Annotated in this window: 24 protein-coding genes and 1 riboswitch; of the genes, 12 read left to right on the top strand and 12 right to left on the bottom strand. The window is 69.5% G+C overall.

Annotated features, from left to right (window positions below; translation table 11 throughout):
- Positions 1-84: 84 nt before the first annotated feature.
- Positions 85-1,731 (bottom strand): chaperonin GroEL, encoded by a 1,647-nt coding sequence (groL, locus tag ACVPT3_RS16875; RefSeq protein ID WP_492041988.1) that lies wholly within the window; start codon positions 1,729-1,731, stop codon positions 85-87.
- Positions 1,732-1,781: 50 nt separating this feature from the next.
- On the bottom strand, positions 1,782-2,069 hold the full coding sequence (groES, locus tag ACVPT3_RS16870; RefSeq protein ID WP_492026963.1) for a co-chaperone GroES: 288 nt from the start codon (positions 2,067-2,069) through the stop codon (positions 1,782-1,784).
- Positions 2,070-2,372: 303 nt separating this feature from the next.
- Here groES and ACVPT3_RS16865 point away from each other — a divergent pair, with 303 nt between their 5' ends.
- Positions 2,373-2,810 carry a hypothetical protein gene (locus ACVPT3_RS16865; RefSeq protein ID WP_492041987.1) on the top strand — a complete coding sequence of 146 codons (438 nt, stop codon included), beginning with the start codon at positions 2,373-2,375 and terminating at the stop codon, positions 2,808-2,810.
- A gap of 49 nt (positions 2,811-2,859) precedes the next feature.
- Here ACVPT3_RS16865 and zigA read toward each other — a convergent pair whose 3' ends face one another.
- Complete coding sequence (zigA, locus tag ACVPT3_RS16860; RefSeq protein ID WP_492041986.1) at positions 2,860-4,080, bottom strand: zinc metallochaperone GTPase ZigA; 1,221 nt, start codon at positions 4,078-4,080, stop codon at positions 2,860-2,862.
- A 96-nt stretch (positions 4,081-4,176) separates the two neighbouring features.
- Between zigA and ACVPT3_RS16855 the strand changes: the two genes are divergently transcribed.
- Positions 4,177-4,761 carry a DUF1826 domain-containing protein gene (locus tag ACVPT3_RS16855; protein ID WP_492041985.1) on the top strand — a complete coding sequence of 195 codons (585 nt, stop codon included), beginning with the start codon at positions 4,177-4,179 and terminating at the stop codon, positions 4,759-4,761.
- Here ACVPT3_RS16855 and ACVPT3_RS16850 read toward each other — a convergent pair whose 3' ends face one another.
- Together ACVPT3_RS16850 and pgi are read right to left on the bottom strand one after the other, a co-directional pair.
- Complete coding sequence (locus tag ACVPT3_RS16850; protein WP_492041984.1) at positions 4,762-5,139, bottom strand: DUF4260 domain-containing protein; 378 nt, start codon at positions 5,137-5,139, stop codon at positions 4,762-4,764.
- Positions 5,136-6,743 (bottom strand): glucose-6-phosphate isomerase, encoded by a 1,608-nt coding sequence (pgi, locus tag ACVPT3_RS16845; RefSeq protein WP_492041983.1) that lies wholly within the window; start codon positions 6,741-6,743, stop codon positions 5,136-5,138. The genes ACVPT3_RS16850 and pgi overlap by 4 nt, the downstream gene beginning before the upstream one ends.
- 113 nt (positions 6,744-6,856) lie before the next feature.
- On the opposite strand from pgi, the gene ACVPT3_RS16840 reads away from it, so the two are divergent.
- Both ACVPT3_RS16840 and ACVPT3_RS16835 read left to right on the top strand, forming a co-directional pair.
- Positions 6,857-7,333, top strand: coding sequence for a hypothetical protein (locus tag ACVPT3_RS16840; RefSeq protein WP_492041982.1), 477 nt, complete (start codon positions 6,857-6,859; stop codon positions 7,331-7,333).
- A 129-nt stretch (positions 7,334-7,462) separates the two neighbouring features.
- Positions 7,463-8,215 carry a hypothetical protein gene (locus tag ACVPT3_RS16835; protein ID WP_492041981.1) on the top strand — a complete coding sequence of 251 codons (753 nt, stop codon included), beginning with the start codon at positions 7,463-7,465 and terminating at the stop codon, positions 8,213-8,215.
- A gap of 28 nt (positions 8,216-8,243) precedes the next feature.
- On the opposite strand, the gene ACVPT3_RS16830 is transcribed toward ACVPT3_RS16835, so the two are convergent.
- The 3 genes from ACVPT3_RS16830 to ACVPT3_RS16820 all read right to left on the bottom strand — a co-directional run bounded on the left by ACVPT3_RS16830 (position 8,244) and on the right by ACVPT3_RS16820 (position 11,416).
- Positions 8,244-10,448 carry a protein-disulfide reductase DsbD family protein gene (locus ACVPT3_RS16830; protein ID WP_492041980.1) on the bottom strand — a complete coding sequence of 735 codons (2,205 nt, stop codon included), beginning with the start codon at positions 10,446-10,448 and terminating at the stop codon, positions 8,244-8,246.
- A 70-nt stretch (positions 10,449-10,518) separates the two neighbouring features.
- The gene (locus ACVPT3_RS16825) at positions 10,519-10,968 is read right to left on the bottom strand and encodes an OmpA family protein (protein WP_492041979.1); all 450 of its coding nucleotides are present in this window, start codon (positions 10,966-10,968) and stop codon (positions 10,519-10,521) included.
- A gap of 106 nt (positions 10,969-11,074) precedes the next feature.
- Complete coding sequence (locus ACVPT3_RS16820; protein ID WP_492041978.1) at positions 11,075-11,416, bottom strand: YMGG-like glycine zipper-containing protein; 342 nt, start codon at positions 11,414-11,416, stop codon at positions 11,075-11,077.
- Between the two features lie 142 nt (positions 11,417-11,558).
- Between ACVPT3_RS16820 and ACVPT3_RS16815 the strand changes: the two genes are divergently transcribed.
- From ACVPT3_RS16815 to ACVPT3_RS16805, 3 genes are read left to right on the top strand one after another with little or no spacing between them, the layout of a single operon-like run.
- Positions 11,559-11,909 carry a hypothetical protein gene (locus tag ACVPT3_RS16815; protein ID WP_492041977.1) on the top strand — a complete coding sequence of 117 codons (351 nt, stop codon included), beginning with the start codon at positions 11,559-11,561 and terminating at the stop codon, positions 11,907-11,909.
- Positions 11,910-11,952: 43 nt separating this feature from the next.
- Positions 11,953-12,909, top strand: a complete 957-nt coding sequence (locus ACVPT3_RS16810) for a diacylglycerol/lipid kinase family protein (RefSeq protein ID WP_492041976.1) — start codon at positions 11,953-11,955, stop codon at positions 12,907-12,909.
- Positions 12,909-13,760, top strand: coding sequence for a metallophosphoesterase family protein (locus tag ACVPT3_RS16805; RefSeq protein ID WP_492041975.1), 852 nt, complete (start codon positions 12,909-12,911; stop codon positions 13,758-13,760). The genes ACVPT3_RS16810 and ACVPT3_RS16805 overlap by 1 nt, the downstream gene beginning before the upstream one ends.
- Before the next feature lie 74 nt (positions 13,761-13,834).
- On the opposite strand, the gene ACVPT3_RS16800 is transcribed toward ACVPT3_RS16805, so the two are convergent.
- The 3 genes from ACVPT3_RS16800 to ACVPT3_RS16790 form a co-directional block, all read right to left on the bottom strand.
- On the bottom strand, positions 13,835-14,014 hold the full coding sequence (locus ACVPT3_RS16800) for a DUF1328 domain-containing protein (protein ID WP_492041974.1): 180 nt from the start codon (positions 14,012-14,014) through the stop codon (positions 13,835-13,837).
- Positions 14,015-14,125: 111 nt separating this feature from the next.
- The gene (locus ACVPT3_RS16795; protein WP_492041973.1) at positions 14,126-14,536 is read right to left on the bottom strand and encodes a hypothetical protein; all 411 of its coding nucleotides are present in this window, start codon (positions 14,534-14,536) and stop codon (positions 14,126-14,128) included.
- The gene (locus ACVPT3_RS16790) at positions 14,536-14,880 is read right to left on the bottom strand and encodes a glycine zipper domain-containing protein (protein ID WP_492041972.1); all 345 of its coding nucleotides are present in this window, start codon (positions 14,878-14,880) and stop codon (positions 14,536-14,538) included. Before ACVPT3_RS16790 ends, ACVPT3_RS16795 begins: the two co-directional genes overlap by 1 nt.
- A 136-nt stretch (positions 14,881-15,016) precedes the next feature.
- Between ACVPT3_RS16790 and ACVPT3_RS16785 the strand changes: the two genes are divergently transcribed.
- The 3 genes from ACVPT3_RS16785 to ACVPT3_RS16775 all read left to right on the top strand — a co-directional run bounded on the left by ACVPT3_RS16785 (position 15,017) and on the right by ACVPT3_RS16775 (position 17,308).
- The gene (locus tag ACVPT3_RS16785) at positions 15,017-15,670 is read left to right on the top strand and encodes a fumarylacetoacetate hydrolase family protein (protein ID WP_492041971.1); all 654 of its coding nucleotides are present in this window, start codon (positions 15,017-15,019) and stop codon (positions 15,668-15,670) included.
- Complete coding sequence (maiA, locus tag ACVPT3_RS16780; protein ID WP_492041970.1) at positions 15,670-16,305, top strand: maleylacetoacetate isomerase; 636 nt, start codon at positions 15,670-15,672, stop codon at positions 16,303-16,305. The genes ACVPT3_RS16785 and maiA overlap by 1 nt, the downstream gene beginning before the upstream one ends.
- An 82-nt stretch (positions 16,306-16,387) precedes the next feature.
- Positions 16,388-17,308, top strand: a complete 921-nt coding sequence (locus ACVPT3_RS16775) for an aldo/keto reductase (RefSeq protein WP_492041969.1) — start codon at positions 16,388-16,390, stop codon at positions 17,306-17,308.
- Here the strand turns inward: ACVPT3_RS16775 and ACVPT3_RS16770 are convergent.
- Complete coding sequence (locus tag ACVPT3_RS16770; RefSeq protein ID WP_492041968.1) at positions 17,292-19,133, bottom strand: TonB-dependent receptor plug domain-containing protein; 1,842 nt, start codon at positions 19,131-19,133, stop codon at positions 17,292-17,294. The genes ACVPT3_RS16775 and ACVPT3_RS16770 overlap by 17 nt on opposite strands.
- A 146-nt stretch (positions 19,134-19,279) precedes the next feature.
- A riboswitch (cobalamin riboswitch) is annotated at positions 19,280-19,464 on the bottom strand.
- 75 nt (positions 19,465-19,539) lie between these two features.
- Between ACVPT3_RS16770 and mutS the strand changes: the two genes are divergently transcribed.
- Both mutS and ACVPT3_RS16760 read left to right on the top strand, forming a co-directional pair.
- Positions 19,540-22,230, top strand: coding sequence for a DNA mismatch repair protein MutS (gene mutS / locus ACVPT3_RS16765; protein ID WP_492041967.1), 2,691 nt, complete (start codon positions 19,540-19,542; stop codon positions 22,228-22,230).
- An 89-nt stretch (positions 22,231-22,319) separates the two neighbouring features.
- The gene (locus tag ACVPT3_RS16760; RefSeq protein WP_492041966.1) at positions 22,320-24,146 is read left to right on the top strand and encodes a methyl-accepting chemotaxis protein; all 1,827 of its coding nucleotides are present in this window, start codon (positions 22,320-22,322) and stop codon (positions 24,144-24,146) included.
- Positions 24,147-24,196: the final 50 nt, after the last annotated feature.

Genomic DNA, 24,196 nt, shown 5'->3' with positions numbered 1-24,196 from the left:
GCGTCGTCGGGCGCCGGCGCCAAACAAAAAGGGCGGGACCTCTCGGTCCCGCCCTTCTGCATTTCAGCCTGAGCTGGAGTGGACTTAGAAGTCCATTCCACCCATGCCGCCCATGCCGCCCATGTCAGGCGACGAGGCGCCGCCCAACTTCTTGGGGGCGTCGGCGACGGCGGCTTCTGTGGTGATCAGGATGCCGGCCACCGAAGCAGCGTCTTGCAGGGCCGTGCGGACCACCTTGGCGGGGTCGATGACGCCCATCTTGACCAGGTCGCCGTATTCTTCGGTCTGGGCGTTGAAGCCGAACGAGGCGTCTTCGTTTTCCAGAACCTTGCCGACCACGATCGAGCCTTCGACGCCGGAGTTTTCGGCGATCTGACGGATCGGAGCCTGCAGGGCGCGACGGATGATGGCGATGCCGGCGTTCTGGTCGGCGTTGTCGCCCTTGACGTCGGCCAGGATCTTGGAGGCCTTCAGCAGAGCGATGCCGCCGCCCGGAACGATGCCTTCGTCAGCCGCGGCGCGCGTGGCGTTGAGGGCGTCGTCGACGCGGTCCTTCTTTTCCTTCACTTCGACTTCGGTCGAACCGCCGACGCGGAGAACCGCGACGCCGCCGGCCAGCTTGGCCAGACGTTCCTGCAGCTTTTCCTTGTCGTAGTCGGAGGTGGTGTCTTCGATCTGGCGCTTGATCTGGGCCACGCGGGCTTCGATGGCTTCCTTCTCGCCGACGCCTTCGACGATGGTGGTGTCGTCCTTGGTGATCGAGACCTTCTTGGCCTTGCCGAGCATGTCGAGGGTGACGGTCTCGAGCTTGATGCCCAGGTCTTCCGAGATGACCTGGCCGCCCGTCAGGATGGCGATGTCTTCCAGCATGGCCTTGCGGCGATCGCCGAAGCCCGGCGCCTTGACGGCGGCGACGCGCAGGCCGCCGCGCAGCTTGTTGACCACCAGGGTGGCCAGGGCTTCGCCTTCGATGTCCTCGGCGATGATCAGCAGCGGACGGCCCGACTGCACCACGGCTTCCAGGATCGGCAGCATGGCTTGCAGCGAGGTCAGCTTCTTCTCGAACAGCAGGATGAGGGGCTCTTCGAGAACAGCCTCCATCTTGTCGGCGTTGGTGATGAAGTAGGGCGACAGGTAGCCGCGGTCGAACTGCATGCCCTCGACGACGTCGACGGTGGTGTCGGCGGTCTTGGCTTCTTCGACGGTGATCACGCCTTCGTTGCCGACCTTGGCCATGGCCTGGGCGATCAGTTCACCGATTTCCGAGTCGCCGTTGGCCGAGATGGTGCCGACCTGGGCGATTTCCGAGTTGTTCGAGACCGGCTTGGACTTGGACTTGATCTCTTCCAGGACCAGGGTCACGGCCTTGTCGATGCCGCGCTTCAGGTCCATCGGGTTCATGCCGGCGGCGACGGCCTTGAGGCCCTCTTGCACGATGGCCTGAGCCAGAACGGTCGCGGTGGTGGTGCCGTCGCCCGCCTTGTCGTTCGTCTTCGAAGCGACTTCGCGGATCATCTGGGCGCCCATGTTCTCGAAGGCGTCTTCCAGCTCGATCTCTTTGGCGACCGAGACGCCGTCCTTGGTCGAGCGCGGTGCGCCGAAGGACTTCTGGATCACGACGTTGCGGCCCTTGGGACCGAGCGTCACCTTGACGGCGTTGGCGAGGACGTTGACGCCGCGCAGCATCTTGTCGCGCGCGTCGGTGTTGAAATGTACGATTTTAGCGGCCATGCGGGCTGCTCCTATCTAGATGGATTGATTGAAGAAACGCGAACGGGTGCTTAGGACAGCACGCCCAGGACGTCGGATTCCTTCATGATGATCAGGTCTTCGCCGTCGATCTTCACTTCCGTGCCCGACCACTTGCCGAACAGGATGCGGTCGCCGGCCTTCAGTTCCAGAGCATTGACCTTGCCGGTCTCATCGCGAGCGCCGGGGCCGACGGAGACGACTTCGCCTTCCTGCGGCTTTTCCTTGGCGGTGTCGGGGATGATGATCCCGCCCTTGGTCTTGGATTCTTCTTCAACGCGCTTGACCAGCACGCGGTCGCCGAGCGGACGAAACGCCATCGGTTCTCTCCTTGTGTTCCCCCGGACGGGGGCGACTTGAAAACGGTGGGCCAGCCTCCCTTCGATCACCGTTTTGGCAGCCGACCGACGAGAGTGCTAACGCGAGCGGGAGTTAGTCAGAGCCGGGGCCAGCGTCAAGGCGAGCCGCCACTCCGGGCGTGCGAAACTTCCGCGACAGGTGAACCCCAAATGAACGGCCGGCTCCGGGCCTGTTCAAGCGGGGACTGGCAGAACCGTCTCAACGCTGGAGCCCGTCCAAACCCGGACGCGCGAAACCCGGCCCGAAAATAAAAGGAGACGACCATGTCCAAGATGCTGAAGATCACCGCCGTCGTCGCCGCTCCGGTCGTGGCCATGACCCTGATGGCCGCCCCGGCCTCGGCCCAATCCTACCGCGACCGTGATCGCGGGGACGACAACACCGGCCGCAACGCCTTGATCGGCGCCGCGGTGGGCGGCCTGGCCGGCGCCCTCTACGGCAACGGCGACGGCAGCTATATCGCCGGCGGGGCTCTGGCCGGCGCGGCCCTGGGCGCCGCGGCGTCCAATCGCGGCTCGGGCTGCGAATATTATCGCGGCGGCCGCTGCTACCGGAACCAGGGCCACTGGGAACGCGAGCACGGCATCAACAGCCGCGACCCGCGCTGGGAGCAGCGCCGCGACTATCGCGACTATCGCCGGGACCAGCGCTATGACCGCCGGGATGACCGCCGCGACTACCGCCATGACCGCCGCTGGTAAAAGGCGGGTCGGATGAAGAAGGGGCGTCCTGCGGGGCGCCCCTTTTTTGTTACGCCGCGTCCTGGCGGGGTCCCCAGTGTGGGAAGGGATCCTCCAGTTTGGCCCAGCCCTTCGGGCCGCGCTCCATATCGAACCTGGTCAGCAGGGCGGCGTCGAACAGGGAGGTCAGCAGGTCGCGGTTCATGTCCTTGCCGATCAGGACGATCTCCTGACGGCGGTCGCCGTAGGGCTGACGCCAGACCGCCTCGATCGCCTTCAGCCATTCGGGATTGTCGTCAGGCCAGCGCTCGCGCGGGGCCGAGGCCCACCACAGACCGCCCCACTCATGCTCCGTCACCGCCCCAGCCTGGCTCCAGGATCCGACATAGTCCATACGGTTGGCCAGCCAGAAGAAGCCCTTGGAGCGCCAGACGCCGGGCCATTCGCGGTTCAAAAGATCGTAGAGACGCTGGGGGTGGAACGGCCTGCGCGCCCGATAGACGAAGGTCGAGACGCCGTATTCCTCGGTCTCGGGCGTCACCTCGCCGCGCAGGGCCTGGGACCAGCCGGCGGCCTGTTCCGCTCGGTCCATGTCGAACAGGCCCGTGCCGATCACCTCATCCAGAGGCACGGCGCCCCGCACCGCCTCGATGATCCGGGCGCGGGGATTGAACTGGGTCATCATCGCCTTCAGCGTCCCGAGCTGGGTCGCATCGAGCAGATCGCACTTGTTCAACACGATGACGTCGGCGAACTCGATCTGGTCGATCAGCAGATTGGCGACCGTGCGCTCGTCGTCCTCGCCCAGATGTTCGCCGCGGGTCTTCAGCCGGTCGGTCGAGGGATAGTCGCGGTGGAAGTTGAAGGCGTCCACCACCGTGACCATGGTGTCGATCCGGGCCAGGTCCGACAGGCTGAAACCGTCCTCGTCGCGGAAGTCGAAGGTGGCGGCGACCGGCATGGGTTCGGAGATCCCGGTGGATTCGATCAGCAGACAGTCGAACCGACCCTCGCGCGCCAGCTTGCCGACCTCGATCAGCAGATCCTCGCGCAGGGTGCAGCAGATACAGCCGTTGGACATCTCCACCAGCCGTTCCTCGGTCCGCGACAGGTCCGCGCCGCCGCCGTCGCGCACCAGGGCGGCGTCGATGTTCACCTCGCTCATGTCATTGACGATCACCGCGACCCGCAGCCCGTCGCGGTTCGACAGGATGTGGTTCAGCAGGGTCGTCTTGCCGGCCCCGAGGAAGCCGGACAGGACGGTGACGGGCAGTGTCTTGAACTCGGACACGAAGGCGCTCCACGGCTGCTGCGCCGAGCTTGACCACAGCCGGGCGACTATGAGAGTTACGTTATAGTATAACACGCATAGTCAGCAAGGTTTTCCATGGCGGTCGGCTCAGTCGTCCAGGGGCAGGCGCCCACGGTCTTCACCACCCTGTTCGAGCCGCAGGTGCGGATGGCGATCTGGTCGAGACCCAGCCCCATGCCGCCCGACACCCCGCCTCCGGCCGACTTCACCGCCGACTGCGACGGGCGCTGGATCGCCCCATCGGGTCCAGCGCCCGAGTGGTTGCTGCAGGATATTCAGGGACTGGGGGAGATCGTGGCGGCGATCAGCGGATGCGAGACCTGGCGGGCGCGATGCGAGACCGTGACCCGGCGCGCCTGCCCGCGTTTCCACCAGGACGCCGTTCCGGTGCGCTTAATCGTCGCCTATGAGGGGCCGGGGCCGGAATGGGCCTTCGCCGGCGAGATCGGCGAGGATCTGGACGGGCGCAAGACCGGCACGCGTCGTCGGGTCCGCACCCTTCACCCCGGCGACATCGCCATCATCAAGGGCACGGCGCCGGGCTGGGCGGCCTGGCCGGAGTTTCCGGTGGTTCTGCACCGCTCGCCGCCGGCCGGAAGACGCGCGCCCCGGCGCGTCCTGACGATCGACGCCACGCCGGACTGCGAGGAACGGGTTTGATCAGGGTCGCGAACGGGCGCGTCCGATCAGGCCGAGATGAGTCACGCCAAAGGCTTCAGGCGATTTCAGACCATATCCCAGGGCGCGGTCCAGGCCGATATGGACCAGCCAGATCAGCGCCACGGACGTCGCTGACGGAATGGACGCTGCGACCCCCACGCCGCCCAGCAGGAGAGGTCCGATCAGGCTGTGCGCCAGATTATAGACCAGGGCGCCGAAACGCGGCCCCGCCAGATAGGCCGCGAAACTGACGTCGGGAACGAGAAACAGGACGGCGAACAGTATCCAGCCTGCGTCCATATGGGCGTAGGCGACGAGGCCGGCGCCGAACAGCGCCACGCCCTCAAGCCTTTGCCAGGCTGCTGCGACGACGCTCACTGAGACAGACGCCTCATCAGGCCGGCCGTCGAGGGGTCCAGATCGGCGGACGGTCCGCCGGCGGCCACGTCCTTCAGGATCGCCTTGGCCAGGACCTTGCCCAGTTCGACGCCCCACTGGTCGAAGCTGTTGATGTCCCAGATCACGCCCTCGACGAAGGTCTTGTGCTCATAGAGGGCCAGCAGGGCGCCCAGGGTCTCGGGCGTCAGACGGTCCATCAGGATGGCGGTCGAGGGGCGGTTTCCGGTGAAGGTCCGGTGGGGCGCCAGACGGGTCGCCTCTTCCTCCGACAGGCCCTGGGCCAGGCCTTCCGCCTTGGCGGCCTCGGTGGTCTTGCCCAGCATCAGGGCCTGGCCCTGGGCCAGGGCGTTGGACCAGAGGGGAGATTCCGGCGCGTCCGCATGGGTCTTGGCCACGATCACGAACTCGGCCGGGACGATCTGCGGCCCCTGGTGGATCTGTTGGAAGAAGGCGTGCTGGCCGTTGGTGCCGGGCTCGCCGAAGACGACGGGGCAGGTCTGGCGCGTGACGGGGGTTCCGTCGCGATGCACGCGCTTGCCGTTCGACTCCATCTCCAGCTGTTGCAGGAAGGACGGCAGGCGACGCAGGGCGTGGGCGTAGGGGGCGACGGTGCGGGCGGGCCGGTTCAAACCGTCGACGTTGAACACCTGGGCCAGGCCCAGAAGGATCGGGGCGTTCTGCTCCAGCGGAGCCGACACGAAATGGTGATCCATGGCGGCGGCGCCCGCCAGCATGGCTTCGAACGCGTCCCAGCCCAGGGCGATGCCGCACGACAGGCTGACCGCCGACCACAGCGAATAGCGGCCGCCGACCCAGTCCCGGAAGGCGAAGGTGCGGCCGCAGCCGAACTGGGCCGCCTTTTCCGGCGCCGCCGTCACCCCGATGAAGTGTTTCGTCATCCCTTCGGCCGGCAGGGACGCGGCCAGCCAGGCCTTGGCCGCCTCGGCGTTGGCCAGGGTTTCCTGGGTGGTGAAGGTCTTGGACACGACCACGACCAGGGTGGTTTCAGGATCCAGGCCGGTCAGGGCCTCGGCCATGTCGCGCGGGTCGATATTGGCGACGAAGCGCAGGTCGATGGCGGGGTCCAGAGGGCGCAAGGCGTCCCAGACCACGCGCGGCCCCAGGTCCGACCCGCCGATGCCGACGTGGACGATGGCCTCGAACTTTTTGCCTGTAGCCCCCGCCTCTGCGCCCGAGCGCACGGCGTCGGCATAGGTCTTCATGTCCGCCCGCACGGCGTCCACCTCGGCCGAGACCGGCTCGCCCAGGGCCTTGAAGTCGGCGCCGGCGGGGGCGCGCAGGGCGGGGTGCAGCACGGCCCGGCCCTCGGTCAGATTGACGGCCTCGCCGGCGAACAGGGCAGCGCGGCGGCCTTCGACGTCGCTGGCGCGGGCCAGATCAAGGCAGGCCTCGAAGGCGGCGTGGGTCCAGCTCTGTTTCGACAGGTCCAGATACAGGCCCGCCGCCTCGACCGACATCCGCGCCAGACGGCCGGGATCGGCGGCGAACTGGTCCACGATACGGGTCTTGCCGGCCGTTTCTGCGGCGGCGTCGAAGGCGGTCCAGGCGTCGTTGCGGGTCATCGGTCGTCCTCGGGAGGAGAAGTCTGGGGAGTGAAGGAAGGTAAACACTCGTTTACGGGTCGGGCGTATGCCGGTTCAACGTCCTAGCCGACGCTGAAACAGGAAGTCACCCCATGTCCTGCGGCCTTGCTCTCACGATCGCCCTGACCCTGTCCAATCCCGCCGTGGCCCTGGCGGCCGATCAGCCCCCTGCGGCGGCCGGCGCCCCCGTCTCCGTGGCGGCCGAGCCCCTGTTCGCCGACATCGTGGCCCGGTCCGGGAGGCTGAAGGCGATGGTCGACGGCTGGGCGGCGGCCAGGGCCGTCGACGACGCCGGCTTCTTCACCAGTCAGGCCTTCGCCGGCTTCAAGGCCCAGGCCGAACAGCTGGCGGCCCTGGACCTGCAGGGCCATCTGATCCTGAAGGAACGCGGCACGGACGGGGACCTGAAATGCATCCTGCGCGGCATTTCCGAGGACATGCCGAAAAAGGTCGAGGCGGTCCAGGCCGCGGCCACGCCCGCCGAACGCGCCGAAGCCCTGTCGGACCTGTCCTATCTGCTGAACGACAACGTCGAGGTCATCACCGCCCCGCCGCAGCCGGAAGTCTAGGGGCGAAACCCCGACTCCCGTGGGTTGCGGGGGCGACGGCGCGGGTGCAGGCTGGGGAAAACCGTTTCCGGAGTCCCCATGACTGGTCCTGCGACCCTGATCGCCGTTGCCGCATCAATGGCCGCGTCAATGGTTGAACCCGCGACCGTTCCGCTCGGCGCGGTGCGCGGGGCCGAGCCGGTCGCCCTGGCGCAGCGGATCCTGCCGCCGGAGACGGCGGCGCGGATCGAGGGCGGCCTGGTTGGGCGACAGTGGGTTCCCGGTCAGAGCTATTTCATCCGCTTCGACGAGCGCCCGAGCGTCCATTCGGACGGCCTGTGCCGCCGCACCTCCCACGTCGGCTCGGCCGGGGCGCCGCGCGTGGGCGAGGAGGCGGCCGACGACACGCCGCTGGCGCTGACGCCCTTTCAGACCGTCGTCTTCTACGCCCCGACCTATCCGAACCGCGCCTCAGACGCGGGGTGTCTGTCCGAGGGCGGCTGGATCGGCGCCCCGGAGCGCGAGCTTGAACCCACCCTGCGGATGCTCGACCGGCTGACGCGGGCGATGGCGCGGGCCGCCGGCCGCGACGAACTGGGGTTCGCGCTGTCGTGTCGTTCGGACAAGCCGGAAGATTGCGCCGATCCGCGCCGCGCCCTGGCCGACCTGCCGCTGGACCGGCTGCTGGGCGTTCGGCTGAAGAACACCGTCTACCATGAGGAGCCGAGCGAGGGCCGGGTGCGGGTTCGAAAGATGCAGCCGGTCGTCGACGACCGCTGGCCCGAGGCCGAGGTCCATTTTGACAGCACGCCGCCGGACGGCCAGTCCTGGAGCGTGGTGCTGAAGGGGATCGACCGCCTGGAGGCGGTCGAGATTCAACGGACGCTGGTCATCCGCCACTGAGCCGGCGCATCCGACGCTCGCCGCGTCTTCACCGTCCCGTCAGCGCTTCGACCACCACTCCCTCGGTCAACAGTTGCGGCAGGATGCGGGGCTCGCCGCCGCCTGCGGGATAGAACAGATAAAGGGGCACGCCCGAGCGGCCGTGACGCTCCAGTTCGCGGCTGATGGCGTCGTCGCGGCGGGTCCAGTCGCCGACCAGATAGAGGGTGTTCGACGCCTTCAGGGCCTCTGCGACGCGGGGCGAGGACAGGGCCGCCCGCTCGTTGATCTTGCAGGTGACGCACCAGTCGGCGGTGAAATTCACCAGGACGGGACGGCCGGCGGCCTGGGCGGCGCGAACGGTCTCGACCGACCAGGGGGCGGCGGCGAGGGGGCCGGGCTCGGCCGCCGACGTTGAACGTGGCTGGGTGGCGGCGAGACCGGTGAAACCGATGGCGAAGACCAGGGCCAGGGTGGCGGCGACGGCGCTGACCACGGCGGTCCCGCCCTCGGCCCGGCGCGCTTGGTTCACGCCGGACAGCCACAGGCCGAAGGCCAGCATCAGGCCCGCAGCCAGGACCAGGGCCAGGGCCTCGGGCCCCGTCTGGCGCGAAAAGACCCAGACCAGCCACAGGGCCGCGCCGTACATGGGGAAGGCCAGCAGGGCCTTCAGCCGCTCCATCCACGGCCCCGGCCGGGGGAAGCGCCGCAACAGGCCGGGCGACAGGCTGATCGCCACATAGGGCAGGGCCAGGCCCAGGCCCAGCATCAGGAAGATCGCCAGGGCCGCCGGCCAGGGCGCCAGCAGGGCCGCGCCGAGGGCGGCGGCCATGAAGGGGGCGGTGCAGGGGGCGGCGACGACCACGGCCAGCACCCCGGTGAAGAAGGCCCCGACGCCGCCGGGCAGCCGCGACAGGGGACCGGCGCCGGCCCCCTGCAGCCCCGCCCCGACGTGGAAGACGCCCGACAGGTTCAGGCCGACGCCCAGCATCAGCAGGGCCAGGCCCGCGATCACCGCCGGCGACTGAAGCTGGAAGCCCCAGCCTATGGCCTCGCCGCCCGCGCGCAGGATCAGCAGCACCCCCGCCAGGACCAGGAAGCTGGACAGGACCCCGGCCAGGAACAGCAGGCCGTCGCGCCGCGCCTCGCCGGCCTGATGGGCCGAGGCGGCCAGGGCGGCGGCCTTCATCGCCAGTATGGGGAAGACGCAGGGCATCAGGTTCAGGATCAGGCCGCCGATGAAGGCGAACAGGATCGACTGCAGGATCAGGCCCGCGCCGGCCCCTTCGGCGGGGGGGACGACCTCGCCGCTGAGGGCCGCGCCGCCGGCCGTTCCGGGCAGGGGGGGACCGGGCCGGGCCGTGATCTCCCAGGCGCCGGCGTCGGTGGCCAGGACGCCGGACACCGGCCGGGTCAGGCCCTGGGCCTTCAGACCGGCGCCGGGGGTCAGGGTCAGGCTCAGCCCCCGGGGGCCGGCCTGGCCCGACTGGGCCGCCGCATGGTCGATCACGCCGCCGTCGTAGGGATAGAAATAGGCCTGGGTCACGCCCGGCTTTCCAGCCATGATCTCCGCCAGCGGTCCGCCCGTCGCCGACAGGGCCAGGACGCCGTTCTCGAGCGCGGCGCGGGCCTCGATCCCGGCGGGGCGGGGCGCGGCCTCGAGCACGGCCTGGAGCGCCCGGCCGTGATCCGGGTCCAGCGGCGGCGCGCCCTCGCGGATCGGCAGGTCCAGCCTCAGGCTCATCTGCACCGGCACGCACATCTGGTCGCTGCACACCAGGAACAGGGCGTCGGCGATCAGGGGCAGGGTGGTCCCGGGCCGGGCCGAGGCCGGGATCTCGATCGGCACGGGCAGATAGACCTCGCCCGAATAGCCGTAGTTGACCAGGCTCATCAGCCGCTGGCGGGTCGGCAGGGGCCAGACGATCTCGCCGGCCTCGACCCCCGGCGGCAGGCGCCAGTCGAGCGTCGTCGGCCCGCCGGAATCGCCCGGATTGCGCCAATAGGTATGCCAGCCGGGCGCGATGGTCTGGCGTACGCCCACCACCATCGTCGAGCCGGGGGCGGCCCAGCGCGTCAGCGGGACCAGTTCGGCCTCGAGGGTCTCGCTCCTCTGCGGACCAGTCGCCGTGGCGCTCTGGGCGGGCCGGCTGACCGGCTGGGCCTTGACCGGAGACGCGACCGTCAGGACCGACAGGCCGAGGGCGAACAGAAGGGCGGTCATGAAGACGGGCATCGGGGCGATCGGGCGCATGGCCTCGCTTCTAGGCCTTGCGGCCGCCCCTGTCAGCGTTTCGTGTCAGCCCTGGGGGCGGACGTCCGGATCAGCGAGGCCGGGCGTCGACGACCACCTCGGCGCGTCGGCGCATCGGTTCGTCCGCGCCGTCCTCGGTGGTCGCGCCCGCGTCGCCGGCGGCCGCCACCTCGAACACAGGGGCGGGAAGGCCTGCGGCGGTCAGGGCCTGGGCCACGGTGCGGGCGCGTCGCTGCGACAGGCTCAGGTTCGCCTCGCTGGCGCCGGTCGCGTCCGCCAGGCCCAGCACCTGGACCCGCCGCACCGCGCAGGGCCGCAGCACCCCGGCCGCCGCCTCGATCGCCTGGCCCGCCGCATCGGTCAGCCGCGCCTCATTCTCGCGGAAATAGATGTCGAACCGCACCGGGGCGCACATCGACTCGCCCGTCACCACCGCGTCGCGCCGCATCGGCGTCGCACACGCCCCCACCGCCCCGACCGCCACGACAGCAGTCAGCGCCAAAATCGCCCGATATCCCATGCCCGTCTCCCGTTGTCCTGAACACGAAAAGGGCGGCCCGCCTCACGAACCGCCCTTCCAAAACTCACACTGTAGCGCCCAAGCCTAGGCCCGATGCGCAGTCCGGTCAGTACCGACGCTGACCGTTATCCCAGTAGCACTCGTCCTGGCGGTTGTCGTAGCAATAGTAGTAACGACCCTGGCTGTCGCGGTAGCGCTGCTGGTTATTGCGGTCCTGGTTCGAACCCCGGATCGCGCCGGCTGCGCCGCCGAGGGCGCCGCCGATCAGGGCGCCGGTGGCGGCGTTGCCGCCGCCGACATTGTTGCCGATGACGGCGCCGGCGACGGCGCCGAGGCCGGCGCCGATGGCGCCCTGGCGAACCGTCTGGTTCGAGTTGCCGTAAGGGTCGCTGGCGCAGGCCGAGGCCAGCAGTCCGGCGCCGGCGATCGCGATGATGGCCTTGTTCATGGTGAAATCCTCTGTCCTGGGTTCGCCCCGTGCGTGATAACGCTGGCTTAGCGTTGCGGTTCCCACATCTATCCCTGTTCTGTCGGAGCAGCTAAGATGGTTAATGCGGGCCCGGCCCGCGTATAATGTGTGGGGGGAAGACATGCGTTTTTCAGAGACGATGCGCGCTGCGGTCGGCGCCGAAGGCCCGATCTGGGCGCGAAACAAGAAGCGCAAGGCGTCGGCCGCGCCTCTGGTCAATGTGCTGGTGACCCTGTTGGCGCTGATCGGCGCCTTGACCCTGGTCCTGTCGATCAAGGAACGGTCGGTCGAGAGCGCCGGCCGGATGATGGACGGCTGGATCGCCGCCGGATGGACAGGGGCGCAGAAGCTGGTCGGCCGAGCGCCCGAGGCCGCCGATGTCGCGGCGGACAAGACCGGTCAGGCGGCGAGCAAGGCCGGCGACGCCCTGGAAGCCGGGGCCGCCGCAGCCCGCGACGAACTGAAACAATAGTCACGCTTCGGGAACGGGCGGGCCTCCGGTACGTTCGGCGGGCATGACCGACACCCTGAGTTCAGAACCCGAAGCCGGCGCCGACCAGCCGCGCGACGCGGCCGCGCGCATCCTGACGCCGCATACGGCGCTGAAACGCGGAGTGATGCTGGTCAATCCCCTGTCCGGCGGCGTGGGCCCGCGCGCGGTCGAGGAAGCCGCCGCCATTCTGGCCGAATATGAGTTGGACACCCAGATCCTGGTGTTGGAGGGCGGTAATTTCGACGCCGCCATCGCCGAGGCCTTCGCCGCTGCGCCGGATGTCGTCTTTGTCCTGGCCGGCGACGGAACGGCGCGATCGGTCGCCTCCAAGGCGCGGCCTGACAGGGCGATGATCGCCCCCCTGCCCGGCGGCACGATGAACATGCTGCCCAAGGCCCTGTACGGCACGGGCGACTGGAAATTGGCCCTGCGCCGCGCCCTCGAGGAGGGCGAGCCCCAGATCGTGTCCGGCGGCGAGGTCGGCGGCGAATATTTCTACTGCGCCGCGATCCTGGGATCGCCGGCCCTGTGGGCCCCGGCGCGCGAAGCCATGCGGGCGGGCAAGCTGAAACTGGCCTGGGCCTATGGCCGGCGCGCCCTGAAACGCGCCTTCACCGGCCGGCTGAGGTTCAGCCTGGACGGCGGAGACCGGCGCCGGGCCGAGGCCCTGGTCCTGATCAGTCCGATGATCTCCAAGGCGATGGAGGAGCCCGACGGCCTGGAGGCGGCGGCGATGGATCCGTCGGACGCGGCCCAGGCCTTCCGACTGGCGGCCACGGCCCTGTTCAGCGACTGGCGTCATGATCCGGCGGTGTCCACCCGCCCGGCCAGGCGGATCGATGTGCGCGCCCGCTCGAAGATTCCGGCGGTCATCGACGGCGAGCCGATCCTGCTGGCCTCGGAAGCCCGGGTGAGGTTCGTGCCCAAGGCCTTCAGGGCGCTGGCGCCCCGACCGCCCGCGGCCGAGGACAGCCTGTAATGGGGCGTATCCTCCAGTTTTCGGACGTTCATTTCGGGTGCGAGCACAAGGACGCCGTCGCGGCGGCGCTGGACTACGCCCACGCCACGCCCAACGACCTGGTCCTGATCACGGGCGACATCACCCAGAAGGGGTTTCCGGCCGAGTTCAGAGCCGCCGGCGAATGGATGCGGGCCATGCCCGAGCCCCGGTTCGTCATCGTCGGCAATCACGATGTTCCCTATTGGGACGCCTTTGCGCGCGTCTTCCAGCCCTGGAAGGCGTTCGAGACCGCCACCGGCTTTCCGGCCCACGACGGACAATTCTGCAACGACAAGGTGATGGTGCGCGGCGTCGTCACCGCCCGCGGCTGGCAGGCGCGGCCGAACTGGTCCAAGGGCGTCATCGACCTGGATCAGACGCGGCGCGCCGCCGAGGCCCTGCGTCAGGCGCCGATCGGCGCCCTCAGGATCCTGGCCTGCCACCATCCCCTGGTCGAGATGATCGGCACGCCGATGACCGGCGATGTCAAACGCGGCGAGGCGGCGGCGCTGATCTTCGCCGAGGCCGGGGTGGACCTGATCATGACCGGCCATGTCCATGTGCCCTTCGCCCTGCCGATCGACCTGGCGGACCGTTGTTCCTATGCGGTCGGCTGCGGAACCCTGTCGCACCGCGAACGGGGCTCGCCCCCCGGGTTCAACCAGGTGGACTGGGACGCGCGGACCATCACGGTCACGGCCCTGGCCTGGGACGGGCGGGAATATAGTTCGCATCAGGTCTGGCGGCTGCCGCGCCGGCAAGACACGCGGGCGGCGGCCACCGCCCCTCGCCCGAACCAGCCCGGCGCCCTGGAGAAGGCGGCCCTCTGAGCCGGTCGCCTTCGGCCACGAAAAAGGGCCGGAACAGAGGTTCCGGCCCTTTCCTGATCTTCGATGCGACCGCCCTAAAGTCGGGGCGCGCCGCGTCCACGCAGTCCGCCGGCCACGAGGGCGATGACGAACAGGATAATGGCGACCACGGCGATGAATTTGGCGATCTCGAACGAGAAGTTCGCGATGCCGCCGAAGCCGAGAACGGCTGCGATCAAGGCCACGACCAGGAAGATAATTGCCCAGCGAATCATGGGTTTAGTCTCCTGCGTTGATGTTTCCGACGGCGGCCTTGCAGCCGTTCGTCCCGTCGGATGATCAACGTTCCCGGTCCCGGTGCGTTCCGTGACGCTCCGGGAAATCCGTCAGCGGCGACGCCGTTTGCGATAGCCGCCGGCCTCCATCTTCCGCTCCGCGACCATACTGGCCACAATGGCCGCCAGCGCCGGGTTGCGCAGCAGCAGGAAGGCCGCGCCGAGGCCGCCGACCGCGCCGATGATCGGACGTTCGCGGATGATGTGCACGATCTTGCCGACCAGGCCCTCGGGCTCCTCGTCCTCGTCCTCGTCGTCATGACCCTCGCCCCGCAGGAAGACGAGGGCGACGACCAGGGCGACCAGGGCCGACAGGCCGAAGGTGATGGCCGCCGCGCCCAGCGGAGTCATGACCAGGCTGAGCGCGTAGAAGACGGTCAGGCCCAGGAAGATCACGGCCAGAAACACGCTCGCGGCGACGACACAGGCCGATACGATGCGTTTGACTATGCCCTTGAACATCAGCGACGGCGGCCGGCGAGCAGCAGACCCAGGACCACGCCGACCCCGAGGGCGACGGCGGTCGATTGCAGCGGACGCTCCTGCACGCGCTCGACGATATAGCGCTGGGCCTCGTCCAGGCGTTCGGCGGCCTCGTCGTAATATTCGCGGCCGTGAACCCGCGCCGTGTCGTAATAGCCGCGCGCCTGATCGCGCACCTCTTCGCTCTTGGCGCGAAGTTTGGCTTCGGCCTCGCCGGCCTTTTCGCGCAGACGTTGGGTTTCTTCGCGGGCGCCGGTCTTCAGATCCTCCTTGAGGGTCTTCAGATCGGCCTTGATGTCTTCTCGAGCCTTGGTGGTGGCCATGATGCGCGCTCCGGTTTCAAGCTTGGCTATAGAATAGGGGACCCCGTTTGCGAACGCCACACCGGGGGCGAAGTTCCCGACGCCTGCGTGACGCCCGGCCCTCGTCAGGCGCGGTTCGTCGCATTAGATTGGGTCCATGACCTCGATGTTGTTCGCCCCCCGCCCTGTTCCGACCCTGCCGATCACGGGCGGCGACCAGCGTTTCCCGGTCCGTCGCATCCTGTGTGTCGGCCAGAACTACGCCGCCCATGCGCGCGAGATGGGCGGGGATCCGGACAGGCAGACGCCGTTCTTCTTTTCCAAGCCGGGCGACGCCCTGGTCTCGGACGGCGCGAACCCGGCCTATCCGTCGGCGACGTCGAACCTGCATTTCGAGGCCGAACTGGTGGCGGCCATCGGCGAAGGCGGGCGGATCGTCGGCTGGGCGGCCGGCTGCGACCTGACCCGGCGCGATCTCCAGGCCGAGGCCAAGGCGGCCGGCCGGCCATGGGACGCGGCCAAGGGGTTCGACCAGTCGGCGCCCTGCGGCGCCCTGACTCTGGGCGCGCTGCCGGCGCCGGCCGGGGTCATCGCCCTGACGGTCAACGGCGAGACGAAACAGTCCAGCGCCCTGGACGACATGATCCTGAACCCCGACCGGATCGTCGAGGCGGCGGGCAGGCTGTGGACGCTCGAGGCCGGCGACCTGATCTTCACCGGCACGCCGTCGGGCGTCGGCCCGCTGGTTCGCGGCGACAAGGTGGTGGTGACGATCGACGGCCTGGCGCCCCTGTCGTTCGAGATGGTCTGATGATCCTGCACGGCTACTGGCGTTCCGGCGCCAGCTATCGCGTCCGCATCGCCCTGGGCCTGAAGGGGGCGGCGTACGAGACCGCGGCGCACGACCTGCGCCAGAACGCCCAGAAGGCCGCCGACTATCTGGCCCTGAACCCCCAGGGCATGGTTCCGGCCCTGCAGGACGGCGACCGGGTCATCACCCAGAGCCCGGCCATCCTGGAGTGGCTGGAGGAGACCCGGCCCGAGCCGGCCCTGCTGCCGGCCGATCCGACCGACCGGGCCCATGCGCGGGCGATGGCGGCCCTGATCGGTTGCGACATCCATCCGCTGAACAATCTTCGGGTGCTGAAATCCCTGCGCGCGGATTTCCAGGCGGACCAGCAGGCCGTCGACGCCTGGGCCGCACGCTGGATCGCGCCGGGGTTCGACGCCCTGGAGGCCCAGGTGGCGCGCCACGGCGCGGGCTGGAGCTTCGGCGACCGGCCCGGGATGGTCGACTGCTACCTGATCCCGCAACTCTATTCGGCGCGGCGGTTCAACATGGATCTGGCCGCTTGGCCGCGTCTGCTGAACGTCGAGGACCGGGCCCTGGACCATCCGGCCTTTCAGGCGGCCCACCCGGATCGCCAGCCCGACGCCGACGCCTGATCCGAAAACCGGCGGTGGATAAGTAAGACTCGCGTAACGTCTCGCTCAATATCCCTTAAGTATTGCGCGTCATTCTTGACCGGTGACGCAATCGCCCGCCCGCCCCTCGGCGCCCTCGCCCGTAGACCGCCTGGCCCTGGCCGTGGCGACCGAGCCCCGGCGCGCCGCAAATTCCTTCATGTCCGCCCCGTCCGGCGCGCGCGAGGAGGCGATGCGTTTCCTGTTGCAGACCGGAGCCGAGGCCGGGGTCCGGATGATCGCGACCAGGCCCGGCGGCGATGGCGAACGTCTTCTGGGTCAGGCCTGGCCCTTTCCTTCGCCGTTCCGCGTGACGGTCCGGACCGTGGCCCTGAGCGAGGGGCTGGACCGGGTCGAGGCGCGGGCGCGCCGGTCGCTGGAACGTCTGGGCCTGCCGCGCGGCGAGGCCCTGCTGGTCGACAACGCCGCCGATCTGGCCGGGGCCGAGGGGCGCGCCCTGTGGGACCGTCTCCAGTCCCTGAAGGCCCGCGGCCTGTTTCGCAGCATCGGCTTCTGCGCCGCCATCGAGGACGGCCCGGCGCTTCTGGCGCGACGGCTCGAGGCCGACGTGGTCCAGATCCCCTGCAATCTGCTGGATCAACGCGCGGCCGCCGAGGGCGTGCTGGACGAAATCAAGTCCGCCGGGGCCGAGGTGCATCTGGCCTCGGTCTTCGCCGGGGGGCTGTTGTTCGCCGGCGGCGACGATCTGCCGTCGCATCTGGCCGACCATGCCCAGGCCCTGTCGCGGACCCGCCGGCGTCTGGCCGAGCGGCGCTGCGATCCGATGCAGGCGGCCCTGGGTTACGCCTTTTCGCTGGCGTCGGTCGATCGCGTGGTGACCAGCGTCGCCTCGGCGGCGGAGATGCGCGCCATTCTGGCGGCCGCCCATGCGCCCTGTCCCGCCCTGAACTGGTCAGAACTGGCGCTGGAGGCGCCGGCGGCCTTCACCGCCGACGCCCGTCAGCGGATCAGTAGCGCAGCCTGACCCCGACATAGGCCGACCGGCCCGGCTCGCCGTAGCCCAGCACCTGCTGATACCGCTCGTCGGCCAGGTTCTCGACCCGGGCCGTCACGGCGACCTGGTCCGTCAGCTGATAGGCCGCGTTCAGGTTGGCGGTGACGAAGCCGTCGCGGGCCACGGTCGAGAAGCCGCCGGCGTCGTCCTGGTCGCCTTCCGCCCGCACCGTCAGGGCGCCGGACAGCCGATCGCCGGTCCAGCCCAGGGTCGCCGATCCCGCATGTTCGGGCACGCGCAGCAGGCGCAGGCCCGTCGAGCGGTCCTCGGCGTCGGTCCAGGCATACGCCAGGGTCAGGTCGAAGCCGGCGCCCAGCAGGGCGTGGCCTTCCAGCTCGAACCCGTCCGAACGGGTCCGGGCGACATTGATATACTCGCCGGCCGTATAGGTGATCTGGTCTTCCACATTCAGGCGATACAGGGTCGCCCGCCCGTCGAACCGCCCGTCGGCCGAGCCCCAGCCCAGGGCGACCTCGACGCTGTCGGCCGTCTCCGGCCTCAGCTCGGCCCAGGGCAGGGGGGCATAGCAGTAGTCGCAGACCGCCTGGCTGACGGTCGGCGCCTTGAAGCCCGTGCCATAGGCCCCCGACAGGATGAAGCCGCCGGCCAGATCATAGGCCGCCGAGATGCGGCCCGTCGTCTCCGAGCCGAAATCGTCGGTGTCGTCGTAGCGCAGGCCGCCGGTCAGGTTCAGCGGCCCGACATCGTACTGGGCCACGCCGAACACCGAGGTGATGGCCAGGTCGCGCGACAGGCCCGACGACAGCGCCGCCGAGGCCTCGTTGCGTTCGACGCCGAAGGCGTAGGTCACGTCCCGGGTCTCGCCGTCCGCCTGCCAGCGATAGGCCTGGCGGTCGCCGGTGAAGGTCGAGCCGAAACCGCCGCTGTAGGAGGTGCGGTCGATGTCCGAGGCCGAGACGCTGAACTGATGGTTCAGGCCCAGGGCGACGGCGCTCAGCCGGGCGAAGCCGGACCACTGTTCGCTGTCCTGGGTGTCGTCGGTGTCGGCCAGGGCGTAGTCGGGCGCAGGGAAGCCGTCCAGGTCGGCGTGGCTCTCGTTCCAGCGCACCGAGCCGTCGATCCTGACCGTGTCGGAGAAGGCGTAGCGGCCCTTGCCGCCCAGGGTGGTGCTGCGGAATCCGTCGGCCTCGGGGTTGCCGTCCGCCTCGTCCGCCGCCGAAATCCCGTCGGTCTGGAAGCGCGAGACATAGGCGCTGAAGGCATAGGTCTCATTGGCCAAGCCCGCCGACAGACGGCCGCGCACGGTGTCGAAACTGCCGGCCTCGGCCTCGGCGCGGAGGCCTTCGATCTCGCGGGTGGTGAAGGAAATCACGCCGCCGATGGCGTCGGAGCCCCACAGCGACGACTGCGGGCCGCTGAGCACTTCGATCCGCGCGATGTCCGCCAGTTCGAAACTGGAGAAATCATAGGCGCCATTGGGCTCGGCCGCGTCATTGACGGGGGCGCCGTCGACCAGGACCAGGGTCTTGCCCGGCGTGGCGCCGCGCATGCGGACCTGGGCCACGCCGCCGAACGCGCCGGTGCGGGTCACCGACAGGCCGGGCACGTCGGCCAGGATGTCGGCGGCGAAGACGGCGCCCCGCTGTTCGATGGTCGCGCCGTCGATGACGCGGGCGCCGGGCGTGTCTTCGACGATGGCCGGGATGCGGGTGGCGGTGACGACCACCTCGTCCAGCGGGGCGGCGTCATCGGCCGCCCGGGCCGGTGCGGCGAAGGCGGCGGCGCCGATCGTTGCAGAAAGAGCCGCCGTAGACAGAAGAATGGAACGCTTCATTGAGCGAGATCCCCGTTTCGGCCCCGCGAATGCGCGCGAGAGACCGTATGAGCGAGCCGATCCGCCGGGCCTGAACGGTCCGGACGGCGCAAGATCGGGTCGCTGCGACGAGAAGTCCCCGCGCCTCTGTCTGGTCCCGGACAGCGGACGAGCGACGTTAGGCGGCCAGGTTTCCTGGCTTGCGGGTCATAAACCGCCGTCCTCGCCTTCCCAGTTTCCCAGTGGCGCCGGGGTGAAGAACCCCGGACGGACGACGCTCTCGCCGCCTACAGTTGCGGGCACAGCCACGGTGTCTCACCGTGTTCCCTTAACCGCCTGACGCGGCCTATCGCAGGGGCGACAAGCCTGTGCAAGAGCCGGTTAACGGGCTTGAGCGGTCGGTCGCGATCCGTCACCCTGACGGCACATGAACGCGCCCCTCCCTCACCCGCCTGAAATCGCCGCCTCGCTGGAGGGCGCGACGCCCTTCATGACCCAGTATCTGACGGCCAAGGCCGGCCAGCCGGACGCCATCCTGTTCTTCCGCATGGGCGATTTCTACGAGCTGTTCTTCACGGACGCCGAGGTGGCGGCGGCGGCCCTGGGCATCACCCTGACCAAGCGGGGCAAGCACCAGGGCGAGGACATCCCCATGGCCGGCGTGCCGGTTCACGCCATGGAAGGCTATCTGGCCCGGCTGATCCGCCTGGGCCACAAGGTCGCCATCTGCGAACAACTGGAAGACCCGGCCGAGGCCAAGAAGCGCGGCGGCAAGGCCGTGGTCCATCGCGGCGTGGTGCGGGTGGTGACGCCCGGCACCCTGACCGAGGACAGTCTGCTGGACGCGCGCGGCGCCAACCGGCTGGCGGCGGTCGCGGTGCGCAAGGGCCGGGCGGCCGTGGCGGTGGTGGAGCTGTCGTCGGGCGCCGTGGACAGCGTGGCCTGTGCGCTGGAAGACCTGGGCGCGGCCCTGGCCGCGTTTCGGCCGTCCGAGGTTCTGGTCACGGACCGGATGTATTCGGACCCGACGACGCGGGACGCCCTGGACGGGTCCGGCGGCGTGGTTCAGGCCCTGGCCAGCGCTATCGCCGAGCCCCAGGCGGCCCAGGCGCGGGTCGAGCGGCTGTACGGCGTTGCGGCGCTTGACGGTTTCGGCGCCTTTGAAGAGGCGGAGATTTCGGCGCTCGGTCTGATCGCCGCCTATCTGGAGACGACCCAGGCCGGCAAGGTCCCGGCCCTGGCCCCGCCGCGCCGGCTGGGCGAGAGCGGCTTCCTGGCCATTGACCCCGCCACCCGGACCAGTCTGGAGATCGACCGGACGCAGCGGGGCGAGCGCGAAGGCTCGCTGCTGGCCTGTATCGACCGGACCGTCACCTCCGGCGGGGCGCGGGCCCTGGCGGAGCGGATCGCCCGGCCGTTGCGCGATCCGCTGGCGATCAATGAACAACTCGACGCGGTCGAATGGCTGCTGGAGCGGCGCGATCTGCGGCGCGATCTGCGCGACGGGCTGAAGGCCTCGTCGGACGTGGCGCGGGCGGTCGGGCGGCTGGCGCTGGGGCGCGGGGGACCGCGCGACCTGGCGGCGGTGCGCGTGGGCCTGTCGATCGCCGAGGGGATCGCCGGCCTGTTCATTGGCCAGGTGGATCCGATCACGGGTCAGCCCCGCCGCATCGCCCTGGCTTTGGATCGGCTGAGCCTGTCGCCGGACGTGTCGCGGCTGATGGTGGACCTCGCCGAGGGCCTGGTGGACGAGCCGTCGCATCTGGCGCGCGACGGCGGCTTCGTGCGGCCCGACTATCGCCCCGAACTGGACGCCGCCCGCACCCTGCGAGACGACAGCCGTCGGGTGGTGGCCGACCTGGAGGCGCGCGCCATCGCCGAGTCCGGCGTGGCCTTCAAGGTCAAGCACAACGCCGTCCTGGGCTATTTCCTGGAAACCTCGGCCAAGGCGGCGGAAGGCCTGCTGCGGGCCGGGCCGGACAGCCCCTTCATCCACCGCCAGACCCTGGCCAGCCAGGTGCGGTTCACCACGGTCGAACTGTCGGAGCTGGACGCCAAGATCAGCCAGGCCGGCCATCGCGCCCTGGCGATTGAGGCTGAGACCTTCGAGACCTGGCGCCGCGAGGTCGCCCGTCTGGCCCAGCCGCTGCAGGCGGTCGCCGAGGCCCTGGCCGAGCTCGACGCCCACGCGGCCCTGGCGGAATGGGCGCAGGAGGTCGGGGCGACCCGGCCGGTGGTGGACGACAGTCTGGCCTTCTGCGTTGAGGCCGGGCGGCATCCGGTGGTCGAGGCGGCGGTCAAGGCGGCGGGCGATCCCTATACCCCCAACAACGCGCGCCTGGACGGCTCCGGATCGGATTGCGCGCGCCTGGCCATCGTCACCGGCCCGAACATGGCGGGTAAGTCGACCTTCCTGCGCCAGAACGCGCTTCTGGTGATCCTGGCCCAGGCCGGGGCCTTCGTGCCCGCGCGGTCTATGCGGCTGGGCGTGGTCGACCGGCTGTTCAGCCGGGTCGGCGCCGGCGACGACCTGGCGAGGGGCCGCTCCACCTTCATGATGGAAATGGTCGAGACCGCCGCCATCCTGACCCAGGCCACGCCGCGCAGCTTCGTGGTCCTGGACGAGATCGGACGCGGCACGGCGACCTATGACGGCCTGGCCATCGCCTGGGCCACGGCCGAGGCCCTGCACGAGACCAACCGGGCGCGCACCCTGTTCGCGACCCACTATCACGAGCTGGCCCAGCTGGAGGCGCGGCTGGACCATGTCTGCAACCTGTCCATGGTGGCCAAGGAGTGGAACGGCGACCTGGTCTTCCTGCACGAGGCGGCGCCGGGGGCGGCCGACCGGTCCTATGGGGTGCAGGTGGCGAAACTGGCAGGCGTGCCGGGGGCCGTGGTGGCGCGCGCAAGATCCGTTCTCGAACGGCTGGAAGGCGAGAAGGCGGCCACCGCCCGTCTCGACGACCTGCCTCTTTTCGCCCTGGCGGAACCGGCCCCGGTCTTTGCCCCCTCGCCGGTCGAGACGGCGCTTGGGGCTGTGGACCCTGACGCCCTGACCCCGCGCGAGGCGCTGGAGGCCCTCTACAGGCTCAAGGGAATGCTCACACTGAAATGAGAGATAATACTTACGGTGGGGAAACTTCTTAACCTTACTCCTGTCACAGAAGCTTGACTGAAGACTCCAAGCCTCCACTGGATACGGCGATGAAACCCAGCGCGCTTTCCCTCTCGGCCAAAATCGCCTTCATGGTGATCGCGGCCTTGGCCGCCTTGACCGTGACCCTGCTGGCGGTGGCTGTGGTGCTTCTGACCCGCGATGCAGAGGCCAGCGCCGCCGAACGTCAGGAAGCCAATATGCGCGTCGCCTGGGACGTGCTGGCCGATTACGGCGACGGGTTTTCGGCGCGTGACGGCAAACTCTATGTCGGGTCCACGCCGATGAACGACTTCGTCGAGCCGGTGGACCGGATCAAGGCCCTGGTCGGGGGCACGGCGACGGTCTTCATGAACGACTTGCGAGTCACGACCAATGTCGTGAAGGACGACGGGTCGCGCGCCGTCGGCACCAAGCTCAAGCCCGGCCCCGTCTATGACGCCGTGCTGAAGTCCGGCCAGCCCTATCGCGGCCAGGCGGACATCCTGGGCAAGCCCTATTTCGTCGCCTACGATCCGATCAAGAACGCCGCCGGCCAGACCATAGGCGTGCTGTATGTCGGGATTCCCAAGGCCGACTTCATGGCCTCGGTGAACCATATGATGGTCGGCCTGCTGATCTGCGGCGTCGTCGTCACCCTGCTGATGGTGGGCGGCTGTCTGATCGCCTCGCGCCGGATGTTCTCGCCGCTGAAAGCACTGTGCGAGCGGATGGAGGCCCTGCGTCAGGGGCGAACCGATTTCGACGCGCCCTGGGTCTCGCGCGGCGACGACATCGGCCAGATCGCGCGGGCTGTCATCGCCTTCCGCGACGCCGCCGTGCGTCAGAAGGAGACCGAGAGCGAAGCCGAGGCCATGCGCGAAACCGCCCGCGCCACCCGCGCCGCCGGCGAGGCTGAGCGCGAGCGTCTGGCCGAAGAGGACGCTGTGGTGGTCGAGGCTCTGGGCGACGGCCTGGCGGCCCTGGCGCGCGGCGATCTGAGCCACCGCATCACCGCCACCTTCGCCGAACGCAGCCGCAAGCTGAAAGAAGACTATAACGCCGCCGCCGACACACTGGCGGAAACCATGGGCGACATCATCGAGCTGGTCGGCGCCATGCGGGCGGGAACCACGGAGGTGTCCGGCGCCACCGACGACCTGTCGCGCCGCACCGAACGCCAGGCCGCCGCCCTGGAACAGACCGCCGCCGCCCTGGATCAGATCACCGTCACCGTCCGCAGGACGGCCGAGGGCGCACAATCCGCCGCCGAGATCACCGCCCAGGCGCGCGGCGGGGCCGGAACGCGCGAACGGATCATCGCCGACACCACCGCCGCCATGGGCGAGATCGAGGCGACGTCGGGCCGGATCAGCGAAATCATCGGCGTGATCGACGAGATCGCCTTCCAGACCAATCTGCTGGCCCTGAACGCCGGCGTCGAGGCGGCGCGCGCGGGCGAGGCCGGTCGCGGGTTCGCCGTCGTGGCCTCGGAAGTCCGCGCTCTGGCCCAGCGGTCGGCCGAGGCCGCGCGCGAGATCAAGACCCTGATCGCCGCCTCCAGCGCCAGCGTCGGCGAAGGCGCCCGGCTGGTGTCCCAGACCGGCGGCGCCCTGACCGCCCTGATCACCCAGGTCGCCGAAATCAACCAGCTGGCGAGCGAAATCGCCGCCTCGGCCAAGGAACAGGCCGTGGGCCTGGCCGAGATCAATACGGCGGTGAACCAGATGGACCAGACGACCCAGCAGAACGCCGCCATGGTCGAACAGACCACCGCCGCCAACCAGGCTCTGAGCCAGGAGGCGGAAAAACTGGCCGAACTGGTGTCGCGCTTCCGCATCGGCGAGACCGGCGCGGACAGTTATTCGCAGGACGACCGGACCGTCTGGGCCGCCTGAGCCCAAGCCGGACAAGATCAAAAAAGGCCCGCTCGGCGATCGCCGAGCGG

The organism is Brevundimonas sp. FV1ps31S, from assembly GCF_058681265.1.
The sequence above is the reverse complement of the archived record's forward strand: the minus strand, read 5'-3'. Positions and strand labels throughout refer to the sequence as shown.

Bases quoted from the DNA above. Each gene is read 5' to 3' on its own strand.
- groL (WP_492041988.1), bottom strand. From the start codon at position 1,731: ATGGCCGCTAAAATCGTACATTTCAACACCGACGCGCGCGACAAGATG.
- groES (WP_492026963.1), bottom strand. From the start codon at position 2,069: ATGGCGTTTCGTCCGCTCGGCGACCGCGTGCTGGTCAAGCGCGTTGAA.
- ACVPT3_RS16865 (WP_492041987.1), top strand. From the start codon at position 2,373: ATGTCCAAGATGCTGAAGATCACCGCCGTCGTCGCCGCTCCGGTCGTG.
- ACVPT3_RS16855 (WP_492041985.1), top strand. From the start codon at position 4,177: ATGGCGGTCGGCTCAGTCGTCCAGGGGCAGGCGCCCACGGTCTTCACC.
- pgi (WP_492041983.1), bottom strand. From the start codon at position 6,743: ATGACCCGCAACGACGCCTGGACCGCCTTCGACGCCGCCGCAGAAACG.
- ACVPT3_RS16840 (WP_492041982.1), top strand. From the start codon at position 6,857: ATGTCCTGCGGCCTTGCTCTCACGATCGCCCTGACCCTGTCCAATCCC.
- ACVPT3_RS16835 (WP_492041981.1), top strand. From the start codon at position 7,463: ATGGTTGAACCCGCGACCGTTCCGCTCGGCGCGGTGCGCGGGGCCGAG.
- ACVPT3_RS16830 (WP_492041980.1), bottom strand. From the start codon at position 10,448: ATGCGCCCGATCGCCCCGATGCCCGTCTTCATGACCGCCCTTCTGTTC.
- ACVPT3_RS16825 (WP_492041979.1), bottom strand. From the start codon at position 10,968: ATGGGATATCGGGCGATTTTGGCGCTGACTGCTGTCGTGGCGGTCGGG.
- ACVPT3_RS16820 (WP_492041978.1), bottom strand. From the start codon at position 11,416: ATGAACAAGGCCATCATCGCGATCGCCGGCGCCGGACTGCTGGCCTCG.
- ACVPT3_RS16815 (WP_492041977.1), top strand. From the start codon at position 11,559: ATGCGTTTTTCAGAGACGATGCGCGCTGCGGTCGGCGCCGAAGGCCCG.
- ACVPT3_RS16810 (WP_492041976.1), top strand. From the start codon at position 11,953: ATGACCGACACCCTGAGTTCAGAACCCGAAGCCGGCGCCGACCAGCCG.
- ACVPT3_RS16805 (WP_492041975.1), top strand. From the start codon at position 12,909: ATGGGGCGTATCCTCCAGTTTTCGGACGTTCATTTCGGGTGCGAGCAC.
- ACVPT3_RS16800 (WP_492041974.1), bottom strand. From the start codon at position 14,014: ATGATTCGCTGGGCAATTATCTTCCTGGTCGTGGCCTTGATCGCAGCC.
- ACVPT3_RS16795 (WP_492041973.1), bottom strand. From the start codon at position 14,536: ATGTTCAAGGGCATAGTCAAACGCATCGTATCGGCCTGTGTCGTCGCC.
- ACVPT3_RS16790 (WP_492041972.1), bottom strand. From the start codon at position 14,880: ATGGCCACCACCAAGGCTCGAGAAGACATCAAGGCCGATCTGAAGACC.
- ACVPT3_RS16785 (WP_492041971.1), top strand. From the start codon at position 15,017: ATGACCTCGATGTTGTTCGCCCCCCGCCCTGTTCCGACCCTGCCGATC.
- maiA (WP_492041970.1), top strand. From the start codon at position 15,670: ATGATCCTGCACGGCTACTGGCGTTCCGGCGCCAGCTATCGCGTCCGC.
- ACVPT3_RS16770 (WP_492041968.1), bottom strand. From the start codon at position 19,133: ATGAAGCGTTCCATTCTTCTGTCTACGGCGGCTCTTTCTGCAACGATC.
- mutS (WP_492041967.1), top strand. From the start codon at position 19,540: ATGAACGCGCCCCTCCCTCACCCGCCTGAAATCGCCGCCTCGCTGGAG.
- ACVPT3_RS16760 (WP_492041966.1), top strand. From the start codon at position 22,320: ATGAAACCCAGCGCGCTTTCCCTCTCGGCCAAAATCGCCTTCATGGTG.